Source organism: Amycolatopsis sp. NPDC026612, from assembly GCF_040638285.1.
GTDB lineage: Bacteria > Actinomycetota > Actinomycetes > Mycobacteriales > Pseudonocardiaceae > Amycolatopsis.
Window position 1 is genome coordinate 96,939 of record NZ_JBEZYB010000009.1, and the last position, 17,038, is coordinate 113,976.

Here is a 17,038-nt window from a genome sequence, read left to right on the forward strand (position 1 = left end):
CACCCCCTTCGCCGTCAGGCCGGCAGGGCCTGCCCCAGCGGAGCATCGGCACTGAAGCCCGGCAGGACCAGGAAAGTCGCCGATGCGGTGGTCGTCGCGTACCGCAGCAGCGCGTCACCTTCGCTCATCCGGTGCTGGGTCGCCACGAACGTCCGCAGCTCCCGCTGGAACGCAATGAACAGCAACCCCTCTTCGGAGTTGTAGCCGCGCCGCAGCATCACGCCGGCGCCGACCGTGAGCGGGTGCGCCCGCCGCACGTGCGCGTCCGCCGGGATGACGTACTCGCCGTCCGGGGTTTTCGCGCCCAGGTCGAGCTCCGGGCCGGACAGCGGCTCCGCCGTCGCCTTGCGGCGGCCGATCACCCGCTCCTGCGCCGCCACCGGCAGCGCGTGGAAGCCCGCGGTGTCCAGCCGGATCGACCGCACCACCGCGATCGTGCCGCCGCGGACCGGCGGCGGGCCGTCGAGCCACACGTCGGCGGCCAGTTCCGCGTCGCTCTTCGGCAGCACGATGCCGTCGGCGAAACCGAGCACGTTGCGCCCCGGACCGTCCGATGCGGACGGTCCGCGGTAGCCGGTTCGCCGCCAGCGCGGGATCATCCCGGTACCGGCGGTCAGCTCGGTCATCGCGAGGGCGGCGACCAGGGGTTCGTCCGCGCCGATCTGGAGCAGCAGGTCACCGCCGCGGTCGCGGTCGCCGATCTCGTCGCCGGGGAACACCGGAAGGTCCTGCGTCCCGGGCAGATCCGGGCCGACGGCCGCCACGATCCGCGGACCGAGCCCGACCGTGACGGTCAGCCGCGCCGGCGGGAGGTCCGCGAGCGCGGGATCGCCGCCCGCGCCCAACGCCGCCGCGCGCCGTCCGAGCGCGGCCAGCAGCGCCCCGAGCCACGGCCGGTCGGTTCCATGCGGGAGATCCCAGACGGACAGGTCCACGTGCCGCTGCGGCGGTGCGGGCCGGGCGATCCCCGCCTGCTGGGCACCGAAGGCGTCCACCACGGCCGGATCGGAGGCGGCGGCCGGCGCGGAACAGGCGGACAGCAGCCCGGCGGCGCCGGCGCCGAGCAGCACGGAACGGCGGGACAACGGGGGAGGAGTGGCCACGCGCGGATTGTGCCGCCTCACCGTCGCGGAACCGGCGCTTGTCACTCCACCAGGTGGCATTTCGCGCCGGACGGCCTGCGCGAGGCGGAACACTCCTATGGTTTCGCCGTGCGCGCGCTTTCTGCTTTCTTCTTCCTCTTCGTCCTGGCCGTCGCCGGCTGTGCTTCCGCGGAGCCGGCGTTCCGGCCGGACACCGACGGCGCCGCGACCATCCGGGTGCCACAGGACGCGCCGACGGTCCAGCAGGCCGTCGATTCCGCGCGGCCGGGTGACCTCGTGCTCGTCTCCCCTGGCGTGTACCACGAGTCGGTGCGGATCACCGTGCCCGGCCTGGTGCTGCGCGGCACGGACCGCAACCGGGTGGTGTTCGACGGCGAAGTGCGCCGGGCCAACGGGATCGTGGTCACCGCGCCCGGGGTCGCGGTGGAGAACCTGACCGTCCGCGACCACGTCCTGAACGGCGTCCTCGTCACCGGCATGGCCGACGAGAACGGCGGCCTGGCGCGGGGCAGCGACGGCTACACCCGGCTCGATCCCGCCCGGTTCCCGCCGGTGCAGGGTTTCCGCGTCTCGTACGTGACGGCGAGCAACAACGGGCTGTATGGCGTCTACGCGTTCGATTCCCAGCACGGGCTGATCGAGCACAGCTACGCCTCCGGCAGCGCCGACTCCGGGTTCTACGTCGGCCAGTGCAGCCCGTGCGACATCGTGGTCCGCGGGAACGTCGCCGAACGCAACGCCGTCGGCTACGAGGGCACGAACGCGTCCGGGCGGATGGCCGTGGTGGGCAACCGGTTCGTCGGCAACCGGGTGGGCCTGTCGGCCAATTCGGACTACCAGGAGGCGTTCGTGCCGCAGCGGGACGGCGCGATCGTGGGCAACCTCGTGGCGGCGAACGCCCAGCCGGGCAGCCCGGCGCAGGCCGACGGCGGGTTCGGCGTCGGCATCGGGATCGCCGGCGGCACCCGGAACCTGCTGGCGCGCAACCTCGTCACCGGCAACCCGGGCGCCGGGATCGCCCTCGCCTCCGCCGAGGACCTTGCGCCATCGGGCAACCGGCTGGTCGGGAACGTGCTGTCCGGCAACGGCGTCGACGTCGTCTACGCGGCTTCGGACCGGGCTCCGGGGAGCGGAAACTGCTTGCAGGGCAACATCTTGACGACGACCGCCCCGGAGGGGATCGCCGGGACGATGGCCTGCCCGGCGAGCGCGGCCCAGGCCGCCGGCGTGCGCCTCGCGCTGCCCCCGGCGCCCCGCGGCGTGCCGTTCCCCGACGTCGCGGCGCCGCCCGGGCAGCCGGACCTGCCGGACGCGGCGACGGCGCCCCCACGGCCCGCCCGGGGCCTGCCCGGCCCGGTCGACCTCGACAGCTACCCGGTGCCGCAGATCGCGCTGCTGGCCGAGCACGCCGGCGTCAAGCCGTGAAGCGCCTGACAACGCTGGCCGTGGTGCTGCTGGTGGCCGCGTGCAGCGCGGAACCGCAGCCCCGCCCGCTGTCCACGGCGGAGGCCGAACGGCTCGCGCTGGTCCGCTTCGCCAACTACCGGTTCCGGACGGAGAACTTCACGGCCACGGTGCCGACCGGCGCCGGGCGGATCGCCCTGCACGGCCGGGTCGACTTCGTCGAGCGCCTGGGCTACGCCGAGATGAGCACCGACGGCCGCCACGACGACGCTTCCGGCGGCCTGCTGCAGTGGACGCCGTCCGCGGTCGCCTTCCGCGGCGGCCCGGGCCAGGCCGCGACCGACCCGCCACCCCCGGACCGGTGGCAGTACCGGCCGCTCCAGCCGGGCCCCGAACTCGACACGGCGCTCCGGCTGTTGCTGGGGCTGGGCACCGACCGCCCCGACAACGTCCAGCTGCTGCGCCAGAGCTCGGCCAGGTGGGTCCGGACGGACACGATCGGCACCACCCCGGTCGACGTGATGGACGGTCCCCAGCCGGCCCACGCGACGGACGCGGCGAAGGCGGCCCGCGTCCGGTATTGGCTGGACACGGCAGGATTGCTGCTGCGGGTCGAGGCGCGGGTGGGGGACCGGCCGGACCCGGTGGTGGTCACGTTCACGCCGGCGACGTCTCCGCCGCCGGGTGCGGTGGCGGCGTTCGCTCGGTGAGCGGGGGGTGGGTTGCGCTGTTCGCCCGGTGAGCGGGCGGGGGATGGCCGCGGGTTGCTGTGTCGTGTTCGGCCGCCCCCGGCTACGCCACCCTGAGGCCCGGACCGGTCGCCGCGTTCGCGGGAGGGTCAGCGAGCCGGCCGCAGGTGTTCGGGGCGCCAGTGCCGTCCGCGCCGGGGTGTTCGCCAGTGGCGTCCTCGCCAGGGGCGCACCGGACCGCGAGCGGCGATGAACGCCGGCTGGTGCTCGGCGAAGCGGTCCGCCGTGATCCCCATCAGCACCGGGTAGCGGATCTCCCCGCGGCGCAGTTCGGTGTCGCGCGGGCGGCCTTCTTCGCGGAAGCCCAGCTCTCCGTGCAACGCCAGCGAGGCGAAGTTGCTCCCGTTGATGCTGACCTCGCACTTGTGGTACCGGCGCAGCTCGAACATGAACGCGAGCAGGACGGTGACGGCGTCGGCGGCGTACCCGCACCGGCGGTACGGGGGCCCGATCCCGATGCCGTAGCTGAACCGGCCGGAAGCCGGGTCGGCCTGGATCCAGATCGACCCGACCAGCGTCCGGTTGTGCAGCGTCTCGATCGCGAAGTGGAAGTCGTCACCGGATTCGGCCGCGCCCCGGTGCGTCGCCCAGTGGCGGTAGCCGCCGACCTGCGGGCCGGAGTCGCGGTCGAACCCGATCAGGGCGCGGTGGTCCGCGGGGCGGACTTCCCGCAACCGTACTTTCCACCCGGCCCAGCTCATCGGCAGTGATGGTACAACCCCGATCAACGGCGGGAGCGGACTCTCACCAGTAGCACTGCGTGGTCATGTCATCCAGCCGGATGAACCTGGACGACCCGTTCGCGCCGATGATCGCCTTGACGAACACCGGGTTGACGCCGTTGAGGGTCCACCGCGCGGTGTTGACCACCTGGTACGCGCCGCTGCCGGTCAGCCACGGGTAGGTGCTGGACAGCAGGTGCCCGTTGGCGTCGCTGAGCTCCGACGACACGCCGCACCTGACGGCCCGGGCCGCCGACCCGAACGAGTGACCGGCACCGCGGCGAGGGTCACCGGGCGTCGTCCCAAGGCGTACCGGTCTGGTCAGGCGGACGGGAGCCGCTGGTCCTCCCGCGGGGCGTTCGTGCCGGTCTCGGAACCGGAGAGCTGACGGGCGGTGTTGACCAGCCCGACCATGCTGAACGCCTGGGGCGTGTTGCCGACCTGACGGTGCAGGTCGGTGTCGTACTCCTCGGACAGCAGCCCCACGTCGTTGCGGAGCCCGAGGAGCTGCTCGAACAACCGGCGGGCTTCGTCGCGGCGCCCGGTCGCGTGCAGGGCGTCGGCGAGCCAGAAGCTGCACGCGAGGAAGCTGCCTTCACCGCCGGGCAGCCCGTCGACGCCGCCGTCGGCGTCGGCGTCGTAGCGCCGGACGAAGCCGTCCTGGGCGAGCTCGGCCCGGACGGCGTCGACGGTGCCCCGGACCCGCGGGTCGTCGGCGGGCAGGAAGCCGACGCGCGGGATCAGCAGCAGCGCGGCGTCCAGGCCGCGCGAGCCGTAGAACTGGGTGAAGGTGTTGCGATCGGCGTCGAAGCCGTGGGCGCAGACGTCCTGGTGGATCTTCTCCCGCAGGGCCCGCCAGCGGTCGACCGGCCCGTCGAGGCCGTGGGCCTGCACGGTGTGCACCGCGCGGTCGACGCCCGCCCACGCCATCACCTTGGAGTGGACGAAGTGCCGGCGCGGGCCGCGGACCTCCCAGAGGCTGTTGTCCGGCTGGTCCCAGTGGCCTTCGAGGAAGTCCAGCAGGGCGCGCTGCAGGTCCCAGGCCGGGTGGGAGGTGGCCACCCCGGCTTCGCGGACGAGGTGCAGCCCGTCGAGGACCTCGCCCCAGACGTCGAGCTGGAACTGGCCGGCCGCGGCGTTGCCGACCCGGACCGGGGTGGAGCCTTCGTAGCCGGACAGCCAGTCGAGGGTGGCCTCCGGCAGGCGGCGGGTGCCGTCGAGGCCGTACATGATCTGCAGGTCGGCGGGGTCGCCGGCGACGGCGCGGACGAGCCACTCGCGCCAGGCGCGAGCTTCGTCGTGGTAGCCGGTGCCGATCAGGGCCTGCAGGGTGAAGGTCGCGTCGCGCAGCCAGCAGTAGCGGTAGTCCCAGTTGCGTGATCCGCCGAGCTGTTCCGGCAGGGACGTCGTCGCGGCGGCGAGGATGCCGCCGGTCGGGGCGTAGGTCAGGGCCTTGAGGGTGATCAGGGCGCGGCGCACGGCGGCCTGCCACCGGCCTTCGTACCGGCAGCGGCCGATCCAGTCCGCCCAGAAGCGGTCCGTGTCGGCCAGCGCCGTTTCGGCGTCGGCGAACCGCGGGCGCGGCCGGTACGAGGCGTTGTGGGTGAGGACGAACGGGACGCGCTCCCCGGCGGAGACGGTGAACTCGGCGTGCGTGGCCAGGTCCGCGCCGTGCAGCGGGACCGGGGTGCGGACCCAGATCGCGTCGGGGCCCGCGACCGCGACGAACTCGCCGTCCTCGTGCCGGACCCACGGGGTGACGGCGCCGTAGTCGAGGCGCAGCCGCAGCAGCATCCGCATCGGCACCCGGCCGGACACGCCTTCGACGATCCGGACCACGTCGGCGGCCTCGCCCCGCGGCGGCATGAAGTCCAGGATCCGGACGGTGCCGTCGGGGGTGTCCCACTCGGTCGACAGGACCAGCGAGTCGCCGCGGTACGCGCGCCGGGTGGCGGGGCCGCCGCTCGCGGGGGCCAGCCGCCAGGTCCCGGCGTGCTCGTCGGCCAGGAGGGCGGCGAAACAGGCGGTGGAGTCGAAGCGGGGCAGGCACAGCCAGTCGATGGCGCCGTCGCGGGACACCAACGCGGCCGTGTGCAGGTCGCCCAGGATGGCGTAGTCCTCGATCGGGGGTGTCACGGCGCTCAGCCCTCGGCGGGCAGGTCGATGACGACCTTGACGTCGTCGCCGGTTGCGTCGAAGGCTTCGGCGGCTCGCTCCAGCGGGACGCGCCGGGTGATGAGCCCGGCCAGCCAGTCCAGGTCCGCGCGGCCGAGTGCGTCGGCGGCGGCCCGGTAGTGGCGGAGGTTGGCGTTGACCGAGCCGAGCACGACGTCGTTCTCGAGGACGAGCTCGCGGTTGATCGACCCGGCGTCCACGCTGAGACTCCGGCCGGTGGGGGAGACGCCGGTGAGGCAGACGATGCCGTAGGGGCCGGTGCCGGCCATCGCGTCGAACACCAGGGAACCGGCGCCGGTGGCCTCCAGGACGACGTCGGGCTCGAGCGACGGCAGCACCTTCTCGATCGGGTCGTGGTGGTAGGTCGCGCCGAGCGCCTCCACGAGCCGGGGCTTGGGGCCGTCGGTGACGCGGTCGAGGACGTGCACGTCGAGGCCGCGCTGCACGCCCAGCAGCGCCCCGAGCAGCCCGATCGGGCCCGCGCCGGTCACCAGCACCCGCTTCGGTTCGAACCAGGCGCGCTCCCCGACGCGCTGGATCTGCTCCCACGCCTTGGCGACGACCGTGGTGGGTTCCAGCAGCACGCCGACGTCGCGCAGCCGCGGGTCGAGCCGGACGGCGTACCCGGCGTCGACGGTCCACAGTTCGCTGGCGTAGCCGTCGATCTCCTTGATCCCGCGCTCGGTGTACCGGCCGTTGCGGCACATGTCGAACTCCCCGGCGGCGCACGCGCCGCACGGCACGGGATCGGGGCGCCGGACCACGCCGACGACGAGGTCGCCTTCAGCGAAGCCGGTGGCCGCTTCGATCACCTGACCGAGTGACTCGTGCCCCAGCACCAGGCGTTCCCGGCCGGGTGGCGCCCAGCCGTATTCGCCGCGGGCGATCTCCTTGTCCGTGCCGCAGACGCCCAGGGCGAGGCCCCGCACGAGCAGCTCACCGCGCGCCGGCTGCGGGTCGGGCACCGTGTCGACCCGCAGGGACCCCCGCTGTTTCGGCACGACGGTCAGTGCTCGCATGGTCCAGCTCCTCTCCGCGACGGCGCGGCCGTCGGACCGCTCGCCCCCGGGTTTGACGCGCTTGCGCCCCGCAAAACATCGGAACGGGAGGCAGTTGCCGGACAAACGCGACGACGCGGTGCAGAAAGGGCGGCGCAGAAAGGGCGGTGCGGAAAGGGCGGCTGTGGCGGCCGCGGTGAACAGAAGGGTTCTGTTCACCGCGGCACGTCCGTCAACCGAAGTTCACGTCACTGCACCACATGTACGTCTGGTCCTGGTGGGACGCCTGCCAGATCGTGAACACGACGTGGTGTCCCCGGTAGCTGCCCGAGGTCCGGACGTCGAAGGTGATGTCCTTGGCCGGGGCGTAGCGGCCGGTCTGCACGATCTGGTCGAGGTTGCCCCAGCCGAGGCGCTGGGTGGTGGGGTCGAACCCGTTCTTGCTGACGTAGACCCGGATGTAGTCGGCGCCGTGGCTGGCCTGGTCGTAGAGGTGCATCGAGAAGCTGCTGCCGAGGGTGGTGGTCCGCCACGGGCCGGGGGTGTTCAGGGAATCGTTGCGCGCCAGGGCGTTGCTGCAGAGCTGCCCGTCCGGCGTCGCGCCCTGGAAGTTGCCCTTCAGCCCGTCCCGCAGCGCGCTCATCCAGTTCCACATGGTGTCGGCGTTGGCCTGGAAAGCCTGCCAGCACATCGGATCCTGTTGCTGCATGGCGGGGTTCGTGTGCTGGCTGCCCCAGTCTTTCCAGCACTGGTAGGCGCGGGTCGGGGGGCTGACGATGGTGCCGTGTGCCGAGGCGGCGGGTACCCCGAGGAACAGGCACGCCAGCCCGGCGATGACCAGGGCGATGAGACCTCGTCGTCTGGTGCCGGACCCGGAGAAGTTGCGCATACGCATGGATGAGCCTCCATTCTCGGACGAGCGAGTGATGGTGATTCATGTGGGAGCGCTCCCAGGGTGAAAGGGAGCTTATCCGCCATCCGGACAAAACTCAACCGGAATCCGGGCAAGTGGTGGGTTATTCCCTCGCGTTCCCGACGGCGAAACTTTCGGTGAGTCCGGGCGATCCCTGAGGCGGCGCTCCGGAACCCCGGGGATGGTCCCGATTGTGGGCCGCTCCGGGCTCGAACAGACTTTGCGCCATGCTCTCTTCCCGCCTCGCGTTTCTCTTCGCCCCGCTGTGCCTGGGCACTTACGGCGTCATCCGGATCCTGGACGGCTTGGACGGCAGCCGCGGCCCGGGGCTCGCCTGGACCGTCGGCCACGTGTTCTTCCTTGCGGGGCTGGCCTTCTTCGTGCGGGCCTTCTGGGCCATGCGGACGATCGCCGGCCGCGGCCGGCTCGCCACCGCCGGTTTCGTCGTCGGCACCGCCGGTGCGCTGGCTGTCGGAGGCCAGTTCGCCATCGACATCGTGGTCGGCTTCCTGTCCGCCGACCGGGCCGGGATGGACGTCCGCTTCACCCAAATCCAGGGCACGCCGGGCGTCGAAGCGGCTTTCTACAGCTTCGGGCCGATGCTGTTCTTCGTCGGTCAGTTCGTCCTGATCACCCTGCTCGCCGTCCGGCACCGGGTGAAGCCCTGGGCGCCGGTGCTGGTTCTCATCGACACCACGCTGCCCTTCGCCGACAAGGACCTCATCCCGCTGGGCGCCGCGCTCCTGCTCATCTCGTTCGCGCCGCTGATCCGGCGCGGTCCCGCACCGGTGCCCGCCGTGCCGGCACCGGCCGGCGTCGCGGACTGACTCAGGCGGCGGTGAAGACCGGGAGCCGGAGTGCGGTGTGGGCCGGGCGAGGGGGGCCGGCGGGCAGGGTGGTGAGGGTGCGGAGGCCGGCGTTGCGCCGGGCCAGCGCGTCGGCCGTGGTGGGGAGGAGCCGGGCGTCGCCTTCGGTGACCAGGGCCTGGTTCAGCTCCACGAACGGGCGGGTGGTCCGCTCGTAGCCGGCGAACGCGCTCGTGTGGCCGGAGCCGGTGGCCAGCGCGCCGGCGAGCATGTAGGCGCCGACCAGCGCGGTGCTGGAGCCTTGCCCGGTGAGGAACGACGGGGCGTGGGCGGCGTCGCCGACGAGCGCGACGCGGCCCGTCGACCAGCGGGGCAGGCGGATCTGGCTGACGACGTCGAAGAAGAGGTCGTCGGCGGTGCGCATGGCGCCGATCATCCGGGGGACGACCTCCCAGTCGTCGCCGGCGAAGACCGCGGCCACCAGGTCGCGTTGGGCGGCCGGGTCGCGGAAGGCCTCGAACGGGGGTTCGGGGCGGGCGAAGCTGAGGAAGCCGTGGAGGAGCTCGCTTTCGCCCACGGCGTAGCGGATGGCGCCCCGGCCGGGGGCGTTCCAGATGACGGCTTCGTGGGACAGGCCGAAGTCGTTGGGCATGGTGAAGCCGGCGAAGCAGTAGCCGAGGTAGTGGTGGAACTGGTCCTCGGGACCGAAGACGAGGTTCCGGACGCCCGAGTGCAGGCCGTCGGCGCCGATGACGACGTCGAACGTGCGGTGGTGGCCGCTCGCGAAGGTCACGTCGACACCGCCGGCGTGGTCGTCCAGGGCGGTGATGGTGTCGCCGAAGCGGAACTCGGCGTCGTCGCGGACGGCGGCGTACAGGGCCTGCGTCAGGTCGCCGCGGCGGATCTCCAGGTCGCGGCCCTCGACGCCGCCGATCAGGGTTTCCGGGCGAAGTGAGGTCACCGGGCTGCCGTCGGTGTCGAGGAACGTGATCCGGCGGGTGTCGACGTGGGCGGCCTGTAGCTGCGGCAGCAGGCCCATGCGCTCGACCACGTCCAGTGCCGTGCCCCGGATGTCGATCGGGTAGCCGCCGCCGCGCAGGCCGCTCGCCTTCTCCACGACCGTGACTTCGAAGCCGTAGCGGCTCAGCCAGAAGGCCAGCGCGGGACCGGCGATGCTCGCGCCGGAGATCAGGACCGTGCTCATGTCCACTCCCATAAGAGTCGAATCAATTCCTTATTTCGACCGTAGGGACTCTGGCGAAGGAATGCAAGTATCTCTTATCCTGGAGGCATGCCGAGTGAGCAGGCCGCACCCCCCCAGACCCCCGCCGACGTGGTGAAACGCCGGCGCCGGGGTACCGAACTCGAGCACGCGCTCCTCGACGCGGCCTGGGAGGAACTGGCCGAGGCCGGCTTCGCGAAGCTGACGATGGAGTCCGTCGCGGACCGCGCGAAGACCGGCGTCGCGGTGCTCTACCGCCGCTGGGCGAACAAGAACGACCTCGTGCTGGCCGCCATCCGCCACTACGGCGACACCCATCCGGTCGCCGTCCCGGACACCGGCAACCTGCGTGACGACATGGTCGCCCTGCTGGAGAACTTCAACGCCGGCCGGACGGAGCTCGCGACGCTCGTCGGCGCGACGTTCGCGGGGCTCCACGACAGCGCCGGCCTCACCCCGGAGGCCGTCCGCCGCATCGTGCGCGGCGACGGCCCGTCGCTGTCCGACGAGGTGTTCCGCCGGGCGCACGACCGCGGCGAGATCGACCTTTCCCGCATCCCGCCGGATCTGCTCGAGCTGCCGTTCCAGCTCCTGCGCCACGACGTCCTCATGACCCTGGAACCGGTGTCCGCCGAGCGGATCCGGTCGATCGTCGACGACATCTTCCGGCCGCTGGTCGCCGGGCCGACGGCCTGACGGGGATCAGAAGGTGACGCCGGCTTCGGCGGCCGCGTCGTCGTCCAGGAAGTCCTGCTCGATGCGCGGGGCGGCGTGGACGCACAGCATGCGCAGCGGCTCGGGGCCCACGGCGCGGAACGCGTGCGCGGTCCCCGCGCCGACGACCACGACGTCACCCTGGGCCGCCGTGACCTCGCCGTCGCCGGTGCGGATGAGCGCCCGGCCGCCGAGCACCACCCACGTCTCCGAGTACGGGTGCACGTGGGCGCTCGGGCCCTGCCCTTCGGTGTTGTGCACGTGGAAGAACGAGATGCCGGAGCCGTAGGCCTCGCCTTCGAACCGGCTGGTGCGGCCGGTGCCGATGCGCAGGTCGTCTTCCTTCGCGATGACCACCATGGAGGTCTCCTTCCGGGGTTGTCGGGTCCGGGAAGATCTTCGGTCCCCCGCCGGACCGGCACATCCGTGGTGACCACGGATTCCGCCACGGAGTGCATACTCGGGGCCATGCCGACCGCGCCGACGATCTCGCCGCGCGAGCGCGAGGTGCTGCTGGCCGTCGCCGACCGGTCGACCAACGCGGAGATCGCCGAGCGGCTCCACGTGTCCGTGCGGACCGTCGAAAGCCACGTGTCCGCGCTGCTGCGCAAGCTGGGCGCCCGCGACCGGCGGGAGCTGGCCGCGCGGGCGCCGGGCCTCGCCGCGCCGGCGGGTCTCGTGGTCGGGGCGCCGAAGCCACTCACCAGCTTCGTCGGGCGGACGGCCGAGCGCGACGCCGTGGTGCGGCTGGTGGCCGAGAGCCGGGTGACGACGATCCTCGGGCCGGGCGGGGCCGGCAAGACCCGGTTGGCCGTGGCCGCGGTCGAGGCCGCGTCGGCGTGGTTCCCGGGTGGCGCCACCTTCGTCAACCTCGTCCCCAGCCGGCCCGGTTCGGTGCTCGAGTCCGTCGCGGCGGGGCTCGGCGTCGTCCCCCGCCCGCAGCAGCCGCTGCCCGGCGCGGTCGCCGAGCAGCTGGGTGGCCGCGCGCTGCTGGTGCTGGACAACTGCGAGCACGTGGCCGACGACGTCGCCGACGTGATCACCGCGCTGACGGCGGCGAACCCGCGGCTGAGCGTGCTGACGACCAGCCGCGAACGGCTCGGCGTGCCCGGTGAAACGGTGCTGCAGCTCGGACCCCTGCCCGTCGACGTCGATGCGGTGGCCCTGTTCACCGACCGGGCGAAGGCGGTCGATCCGGCGTTCGACGCCGACCCGGCGCAGGTGGCGCAGCTGTGCCGCGAGCTGGGTGGCTCCCCGCTGAACATCGAGCTCGCCGCGGCGCGGGTCGCGTCGCTGGGGATCGGCGGGCTGCGGGCCGGACTGGCCGACGATCCGCTGCGCGTGCTCGCCTCCGGGCGCGGCGAAGCACGGCACCGGTCGCTGCGCTCGGTGCTCGAGTGGAGCCACCGGCTGCTGACCGCCGGGGAACAGACCGTGCTGGCGCGGGTTTCGCGGTTCCGCCACGGGTTCGACCTCGACGACGTGGCGGCGCTGTCCCCGGACCTGTCCGTCGGTGCCCTTTCCGACCTGCTGGGGCGGCTGGTCGACAAGTCGCTGGTGCACCGGACGTCCGGCGCGTGGGCCCTCTTCGACGTCGTCGCCCGCTTCGCGCGCGAGCAGCTGGACCGCTCGGCGGAGGCGGCCGAGGTGACCGGCCGGTACCACCGGTGGGCCGCGCGCCGCGCGCGGGAGCTGACCGGGCGGCTCGGCGGCGACTGGCGCGACGAGTTCGACCGGATCGCCGACGACCTGCGTGCCTGCGTTGCGGAAGGCGCGGCGCCGCCGGAGCACGACCTCGCGGCCGATCTCGCGCGGCTCGCGTACGCGCGTGGCTTCCTGGCCGAAGCGACGGCCCACTGGCGCACGGCCGCGGACCGGGCGGGGTCCCCCGCGGCCGCCGCCGCGGACCTGGCCCGTGCGGGCAGCTGCACGCACCTGCGCACCCACGCCCGCGACCACTACGACCTGCTGCTCGTCGCGGCCGGTCGCGCCGACGGCGACCCCGCCACGCGGGCGGTCTGCCTGGCCTCCGCGGTCGTGCTGGCCGAACGGTTCCGCGGCGCCGGGTTCAGCACCGATCCCGTGCCCGACGGCGAACTGGACCGGATGCTGGCCGAGGCCGCGGAACTCGCCGAAGGCGCACCGGCCGCTCGCGCGCACGTCGCCGTCGCCCGCGCCTGGCTGTCGGGGCCGGGCCCCCAGTCCGTCACCGCCGAGGCCGCGGACCGGGCCGTGCCTGCCGCGGCCGGTGACCCGCTGCTCCTCAGCGCCGCACTGGACGCCCGCTGCACCGCCCAGGCCCTCGCCGGCCGTCCGGACCTGGCCCACCACACCACGCAGGAGCGCCTCGCGCTCGTCACGACGGCGGACCGCACCGACCCGCACGCGGCGCTGGAGGTGCTGGACGCGTTCCGGTCGGCGATCGCCTACGCCGTGGCCACCGGTGCGCTGGCCGACGCGGTGCGCGTGAGCCGGCGCGCCGCCGCGGATCCGGCGCTGGCGGGGCACCCGTACTGGGGCACGAGCGGCCTGGTCACCACCCTGGCGCTGACCGGCCGGTTCGACGACGCCCGCACGCTCGCCGACGAGATGTGGCAGGCCACGGCGGCCACCGGACCGCCGCGCAACGCGACTCTCGGCGTGCCGCTGCTGGCGGCCGCACTGGCCGCCGGTCTGTCCGGCGACGAGCCGTCGATGACCCGGTGGCGCGGTCGCGCGGCCGCGGTCGCCGGCGTGGCCACGCCGGCCGGCTCCGCGAACCTCGCCCCGCTGGACGCGTTCGTCCGCGCCAGGGTGGCGCTGCACACCGGCACCGGCCTCGCGGACGCATTCCCCGCCGTCGCCGCCGGCTTCGCCCCCGGCCGGTTCGACGGCTACGCCCGCGGACTGGCCGCGGAACTGGCGGTGGTGCTCGACGTCCCGGACGTCTCCCGCCATCTCGAGCGAGCGGAGCGCCCCGCGGCCCACAACCGGTGGACGGCGGCGGTCTTGACCCGGGCCCACGCTCGCCGGACCGGCGACGCCGCGCTGCTGAAGGACGCCGCGAACCAGTTCGCCGACCTCGGGTCGCCGTTCGAAGAGCAGGCGACGATGCTGCCGGGCCCCGGTCGGCACCGGTCGGCCGAGCTCGATTCCTGACCGCCACGAGGTCGTCGACCTCGCCTGAACGCGGGGAGTAGTTTCACTGACGAGCGAGGGGAGCTGACACGGTGGCACGTCTGCACGTCGGCTGCGCGATGTGGACCCACAAGGCGTGGCCCGGGCGGTTCCTGCCGCAGGCGCTGCCGGCCAGGGAACGCCTGCGGGCCTACGCCGGCTGGTGCAACGCGGTCGAAGGCAACACCACCTTTTACGCGACCCCGGCCCGGACCACCGTCGAGACCTGGGCGCAGCAAACCGATCCCGGCTTCCGGTTCGTGGTCAAGCTGCCCAAGGTCGTCACGCACGAGCGCCGGTTCGCCGGGGTCGAGGCCGAGATGCGCGCATTCCTGGACGCGCTCGAACCCCTCGGCGACCGGGCGGTCCTGTGGACGCAGCTGCCCGGCTCGTTCGGCCCGGCGGACGTCGATGCGCTCGGCCGTTTCCTGCGCCGGCTCCCCGCCGGCCGCCGGCGGGCGGTGGAGGTGCGGCACCCCGGGTTCTTCACCGATGCCGGCTCGACGTCGCTGCTGGAGGGGACGCTCGCCGGCGCGGACGCCGAGTGGGTGCCGTTCGACACCACGGTCTTCTTCCAGCGTCCGCCGGTCAGCGAGGCCGAGCAGGATGCCTGGGCCAAGAAACCGCGGCTGCCGCGGCGGACGCGGGCACTGACCGGCCACCCGATCGTCCGCTACCTGGGCCGCGACTCGGTCCGGGAGACGGTCGAGGGGTGGCAGCCGTGGACCGCGGTGGTCGCCGGCTGGCTGCGCGAGGGCCGCTCGCCGACGGTTTTCGTGCACACCCCCGACAACGACGAGGCACCGGCGCTCGCCCGCCGCTTCCACGACGACGTACGAGCGCTGGTGCCCGGCCTCGACGCACTGCCCGAGCCGGCGCCGGTCGAGCCCGCGACCCTGTTCTGAACGAGGTCAGCGGGCCGGCGGCTCGTCCTCGAGCACGCCGATCTGCTCCAGGTCCTCCGGCGGGGGCATGTGCCGGATGCTCTCGCTGCCCTTGTGGTCGTGGGCGCGGGTGTACCGGGAATCGAGCACCCGCCCCAGCTTCTGCGCCGCCCCGGCGTACGCGTCGTCCACAGTGGCCGCGTGGTGGGTGACCGCGACCGGTTGTTTGCCCCCGGGCCGCGCCTCGATCACGCACTTCTTGTCTTCCGGCTTGCTGCCGCCGTCTTCGCTGAGGTGGACCTCCACCCGGGTCAGCCATCCGCCGAACCGGGACAGGCTGTTCTCCAGGTCGGTGGTCACAAAGGTGGCCAGCCCTTCGCCACCGTGGACGTTGTGGTCGGTGTTGACCTGGATCTGCACGAGGCACCCTCCAAAGCGGGACAATGATGATCTCCGTCAATACCACGTGTCCGGCCGGCCCAAACCCGCGCGGAATCAACGCTGCAGCGTCAGCACCCCCGGCCGCCAGGGCAGGTGGTTGTAGTCGGTGCCGTCGGAGCTGGGGGAGCGCCCCTGGTAGAGCAACTGCAGGGTGCAGGGGTCGATGGTCTTGGTCTGGTCGGGATTGGTGCGGACCAGGTCGCCGTGGCTGATGTCGTTGGTCCACGTGGCGCCGCTGTTGGCCTTGCCGGCGAAGGGGTTGCTTTCGGTGGCCGCCTGCGGGGTCCACGTACCGCCGAGGCTGGTGGCGGTGAAGGAGCGGAAGTAGCGCCCGTTCGCGCCCATCGCTTCGACGATCATCAGGTACTGGTTCTGGCCCTGGACCTTGTAGACTTCGACGGCTTCGAAGAGGTTGGCCTGCGTGTCGCTCATGATCGTCGTGTAGTTCGAGCCGAAGCTGCCCGGGAAGTTCCCGATCGGCATGCTCGCCCGGTAGATCTTGCCGTTGTCACCGGCGAAGAACAGGTACATCGTCGTGCCGTCGCCGATGAGCGTCTGGTCGAGGGGTGCCGAGCCGGAGATGCTTCCGGAGAAGAGCTCCTGCGGTGCGGACCAGCCGTTGGCGTTGGTGGGGTCGCTCGATGTCCGGTAGCTGAAAGCGGTTGCGCCCCACTGGTAGGCGAGCACCCAGGTGTTCTTCGGGGCGAAGTAGAACAGCGTGGGCGCGACGGTGCCGGAGTTCATCCCGTTCTGGCCGGCCGAGGCCATGTCGGACCAGTTCGTGAAGGGACTGAAAGCCATCGAGCCGTACGACCCCGACGTGTCGGTCGTCGACCCGTAGACGAGGTGCTTGCCGTTGTAGACGACGCTGCTGAAGTCCTTGAGCGCGAGCCAGCCGGACTTCGGGCCGGCCAGCGAACCCGTCGACGACCAGTGGTACGTCGACGGAAGGGCGCACGTGCCGGTGTCGCCCAGCCGGACGAGCTGCCACTGCTGGTTGGCTCCCTGCCGGTCGCCGTACTGGACGACGGCCGCTCCGTCCGCGGTCGACGCGCCCGACACCTCCACCGCCTTGCCGCTGTTGCGGTTGAGCAGCCTGACGTAACCGCCGTCGGAGTCGGCGAGGCTGAATTGCTGGTTGGTTCCGTTGAGGTCCGTCCATTGCTGGACTTTCCCGCCGTCGGCGGTCGACCAGTTGCCGATGTCGAGGACCTTGCCGGAATTCTTCGACTTCAGCCGGTAGTAGCCGTTGCCGGAGTCCACGAACTGCCATTGCTGGTTGGCTCCGTCGTGGCGGGACCACTGGTGTATCACCGCTCCGTCGGCGGTGGAAGCACCGGAAACGTCGAGCGCTTTACCGCTGTTGCGGTTGACCAGCACGTACGACGCATTCGTGTCGACGGTCGCCGCCGACGCCGAGCCGGGGTCGAGCGCGATCGCCGTGGCCGCCGCGAGAACGGTCGTGAGCAGGGTGACCAGTGCGCGTCCCCCACGGCCGCGCCGGATGCGGCCCGCACGGCGGGGCGCCGCCCGGGGTGGCACGGCGGCGGGGACTCGACCCATCGAGCGCATGGGGCTCTCCTTCGGCGAGGGGAAGCGGCGACCGAGCGTTAGCGCTAACATTGTGCCGCGCGAAGAGGGCGAAGGAAACCCCCCATCGCGGTTCGCGGCGGATCTCCTGCTCCTGGCCGGGCGCGTCTCCGTGCACCGCTGGAAGTTCGGCAGAATCGAGCCGGCCTTCCTGTTGTGCG

16 protein-coding genes are annotated in these 17,038 nt (G+C 72.7%); 6 read left to right on the forward strand and 10 right to left on the reverse strand.

Annotated elements, in window-relative coordinates; all coding sequences use genetic code 11:
* Positions 1-14: 14 nt before the first annotated feature.
* A complete protein-coding gene (locus tag AB0F15_RS12455; protein ID WP_360269327.1) occupies positions 15-1,103 on the reverse strand; it encodes a Dyp-type peroxidase in 1,089 nt (362 codons plus the stop codon).
* Between the two features lie 108 nt (positions 1,104-1,211).
* Here AB0F15_RS12455 and AB0F15_RS12460 point away from each other — a divergent pair, with 108 nt between their 5' ends.
* Positions 1,212-2,528, forward strand: a complete 1,317-nt coding sequence (locus tag AB0F15_RS12460; RefSeq protein ID WP_360269329.1) for a right-handed parallel beta-helix repeat-containing protein — start codon at positions 1,212-1,214, stop codon at positions 2,526-2,528.
* Positions 2,525-3,217, forward strand: a complete 693-nt coding sequence (locus AB0F15_RS12465) for a hypothetical protein (RefSeq protein ID WP_360269331.1) — start codon at positions 2,525-2,527, stop codon at positions 3,215-3,217. The genes AB0F15_RS12460 and AB0F15_RS12465 overlap by 4 nt, the downstream gene beginning before the upstream one ends.
* 128 nt (positions 3,218-3,345) lie before the next feature.
* Here AB0F15_RS12465 and AB0F15_RS12470 read toward each other — a convergent pair whose 3' ends face one another.
* From AB0F15_RS12470 to AB0F15_RS12490, 5 genes are all read right to left on the reverse strand, one after another.
* A complete protein-coding gene (locus AB0F15_RS12470; RefSeq protein ID WP_360269333.1) occupies positions 3,346-3,957 on the reverse strand; it encodes a GNAT family N-acetyltransferase in 612 nt (203 codons plus the stop codon).
* 43 nt (positions 3,958-4,000) lie between these two features.
* On the reverse strand, positions 4,001-4,207 hold the full coding sequence (locus AB0F15_RS12475; RefSeq protein ID WP_360269335.1) for a hypothetical protein: 207 nt from the start codon (positions 4,205-4,207) through the stop codon (positions 4,001-4,003).
* A 92-nt stretch (positions 4,208-4,299) separates the two neighbouring features.
* Entirely contained in the window at positions 4,300-6,114 is a 1,815-nt protein-coding gene (locus AB0F15_RS12480) for a glycoside hydrolase family 15 protein (protein WP_360269336.1), read from the reverse strand.
* Between the two features lie 5 nt (positions 6,115-6,119).
* Positions 6,120-7,172 carry a glucose 1-dehydrogenase gene (locus AB0F15_RS12485; protein WP_360269337.1) on the reverse strand — a complete coding sequence of 351 codons (1,053 nt, stop codon included), beginning with the start codon at positions 7,170-7,172 and terminating at the stop codon, positions 6,120-6,122.
* A gap of 211 nt (positions 7,173-7,383) precedes the next feature.
* Complete coding sequence (locus AB0F15_RS12490; protein ID WP_360269339.1) at positions 7,384-8,046, reverse strand: lytic polysaccharide monooxygenase; 663 nt, start codon at positions 8,044-8,046, stop codon at positions 7,384-7,386.
* A gap of 245 nt (positions 8,047-8,291) precedes the next feature.
* Between AB0F15_RS12490 and AB0F15_RS12495 the strand changes: the two genes are divergently transcribed.
* Positions 8,292-8,891: a hypothetical protein gene (locus tag AB0F15_RS12495; protein ID WP_360269340.1), complete on the forward strand. Its 600-nt coding sequence runs from the start codon at positions 8,292-8,294 to the stop codon at positions 8,889-8,891.
* 1 nt (position 8,892) lies between these two features.
* Here the strand turns inward: AB0F15_RS12495 and AB0F15_RS12500 are convergent, their stop codons facing one another.
* Positions 8,893-10,074, reverse strand: coding sequence for an FAD-dependent monooxygenase (locus AB0F15_RS12500; protein WP_360269342.1), 1,182 nt, complete (start codon positions 10,072-10,074; stop codon positions 8,893-8,895).
* Positions 10,075-10,161: 87 nt separating this feature from the next.
* Between AB0F15_RS12500 and AB0F15_RS12505 the strand changes: the two genes are divergently transcribed.
* Positions 10,162-10,788: a TetR/AcrR family transcriptional regulator gene (locus AB0F15_RS12505; protein ID WP_360269344.1), complete on the forward strand. Its 627-nt coding sequence runs from the start codon at positions 10,162-10,164 to the stop codon at positions 10,786-10,788.
* Positions 10,789-10,794: 6 nt separating this feature from the next.
* On the opposite strand, the gene AB0F15_RS12510 is transcribed toward AB0F15_RS12505, so the two are convergent.
* On the reverse strand, positions 10,795-11,166 hold the full coding sequence (locus AB0F15_RS12510) for a cupin domain-containing protein (protein WP_360269346.1): 372 nt from the start codon (positions 11,164-11,166) through the stop codon (positions 10,795-10,797).
* A 108-nt stretch (positions 11,167-11,274) separates the two neighbouring features.
* Between AB0F15_RS12510 and AB0F15_RS12515 the strand changes: the two genes are divergently transcribed.
* Both AB0F15_RS12515 and AB0F15_RS12520 read left to right on the forward strand, forming a co-directional pair.
* Complete coding sequence (locus tag AB0F15_RS12515) at positions 11,275-13,944, forward strand: LuxR C-terminal-related transcriptional regulator (RefSeq protein WP_360269348.1); 2,670 nt, start codon at positions 11,275-11,277, stop codon at positions 13,942-13,944.
* 98 nt (positions 13,945-14,042) lie between these two features.
* Entirely contained in the window at positions 14,043-14,867 is an 825-nt protein-coding gene (locus tag AB0F15_RS12520) for a DUF72 domain-containing protein (RefSeq protein ID WP_360269474.1), read from the forward strand.
* 6 nt (positions 14,868-14,873) lie between these two features.
* On the opposite strand, the gene AB0F15_RS12525 is transcribed toward AB0F15_RS12520, so the two are convergent.
* Both AB0F15_RS12525 and AB0F15_RS12530 read right to left on the reverse strand, forming a co-directional pair.
* Positions 14,874-15,266, reverse strand: a complete 393-nt coding sequence (locus AB0F15_RS12525) for an HPF/RaiA family ribosome-associated protein (RefSeq protein WP_360269350.1) — start codon at positions 15,264-15,266, stop codon at positions 14,874-14,876.
* A 75-nt stretch (positions 15,267-15,341) separates the two neighbouring features.
* A complete protein-coding gene (locus AB0F15_RS12530) occupies positions 15,342-16,859 on the reverse strand; it encodes a non-reducing end alpha-L-arabinofuranosidase family hydrolase (RefSeq protein WP_360269352.1) in 1,518 nt (505 codons plus the stop codon).
* Positions 16,860-17,038: the final 179 nt, after the last annotated feature.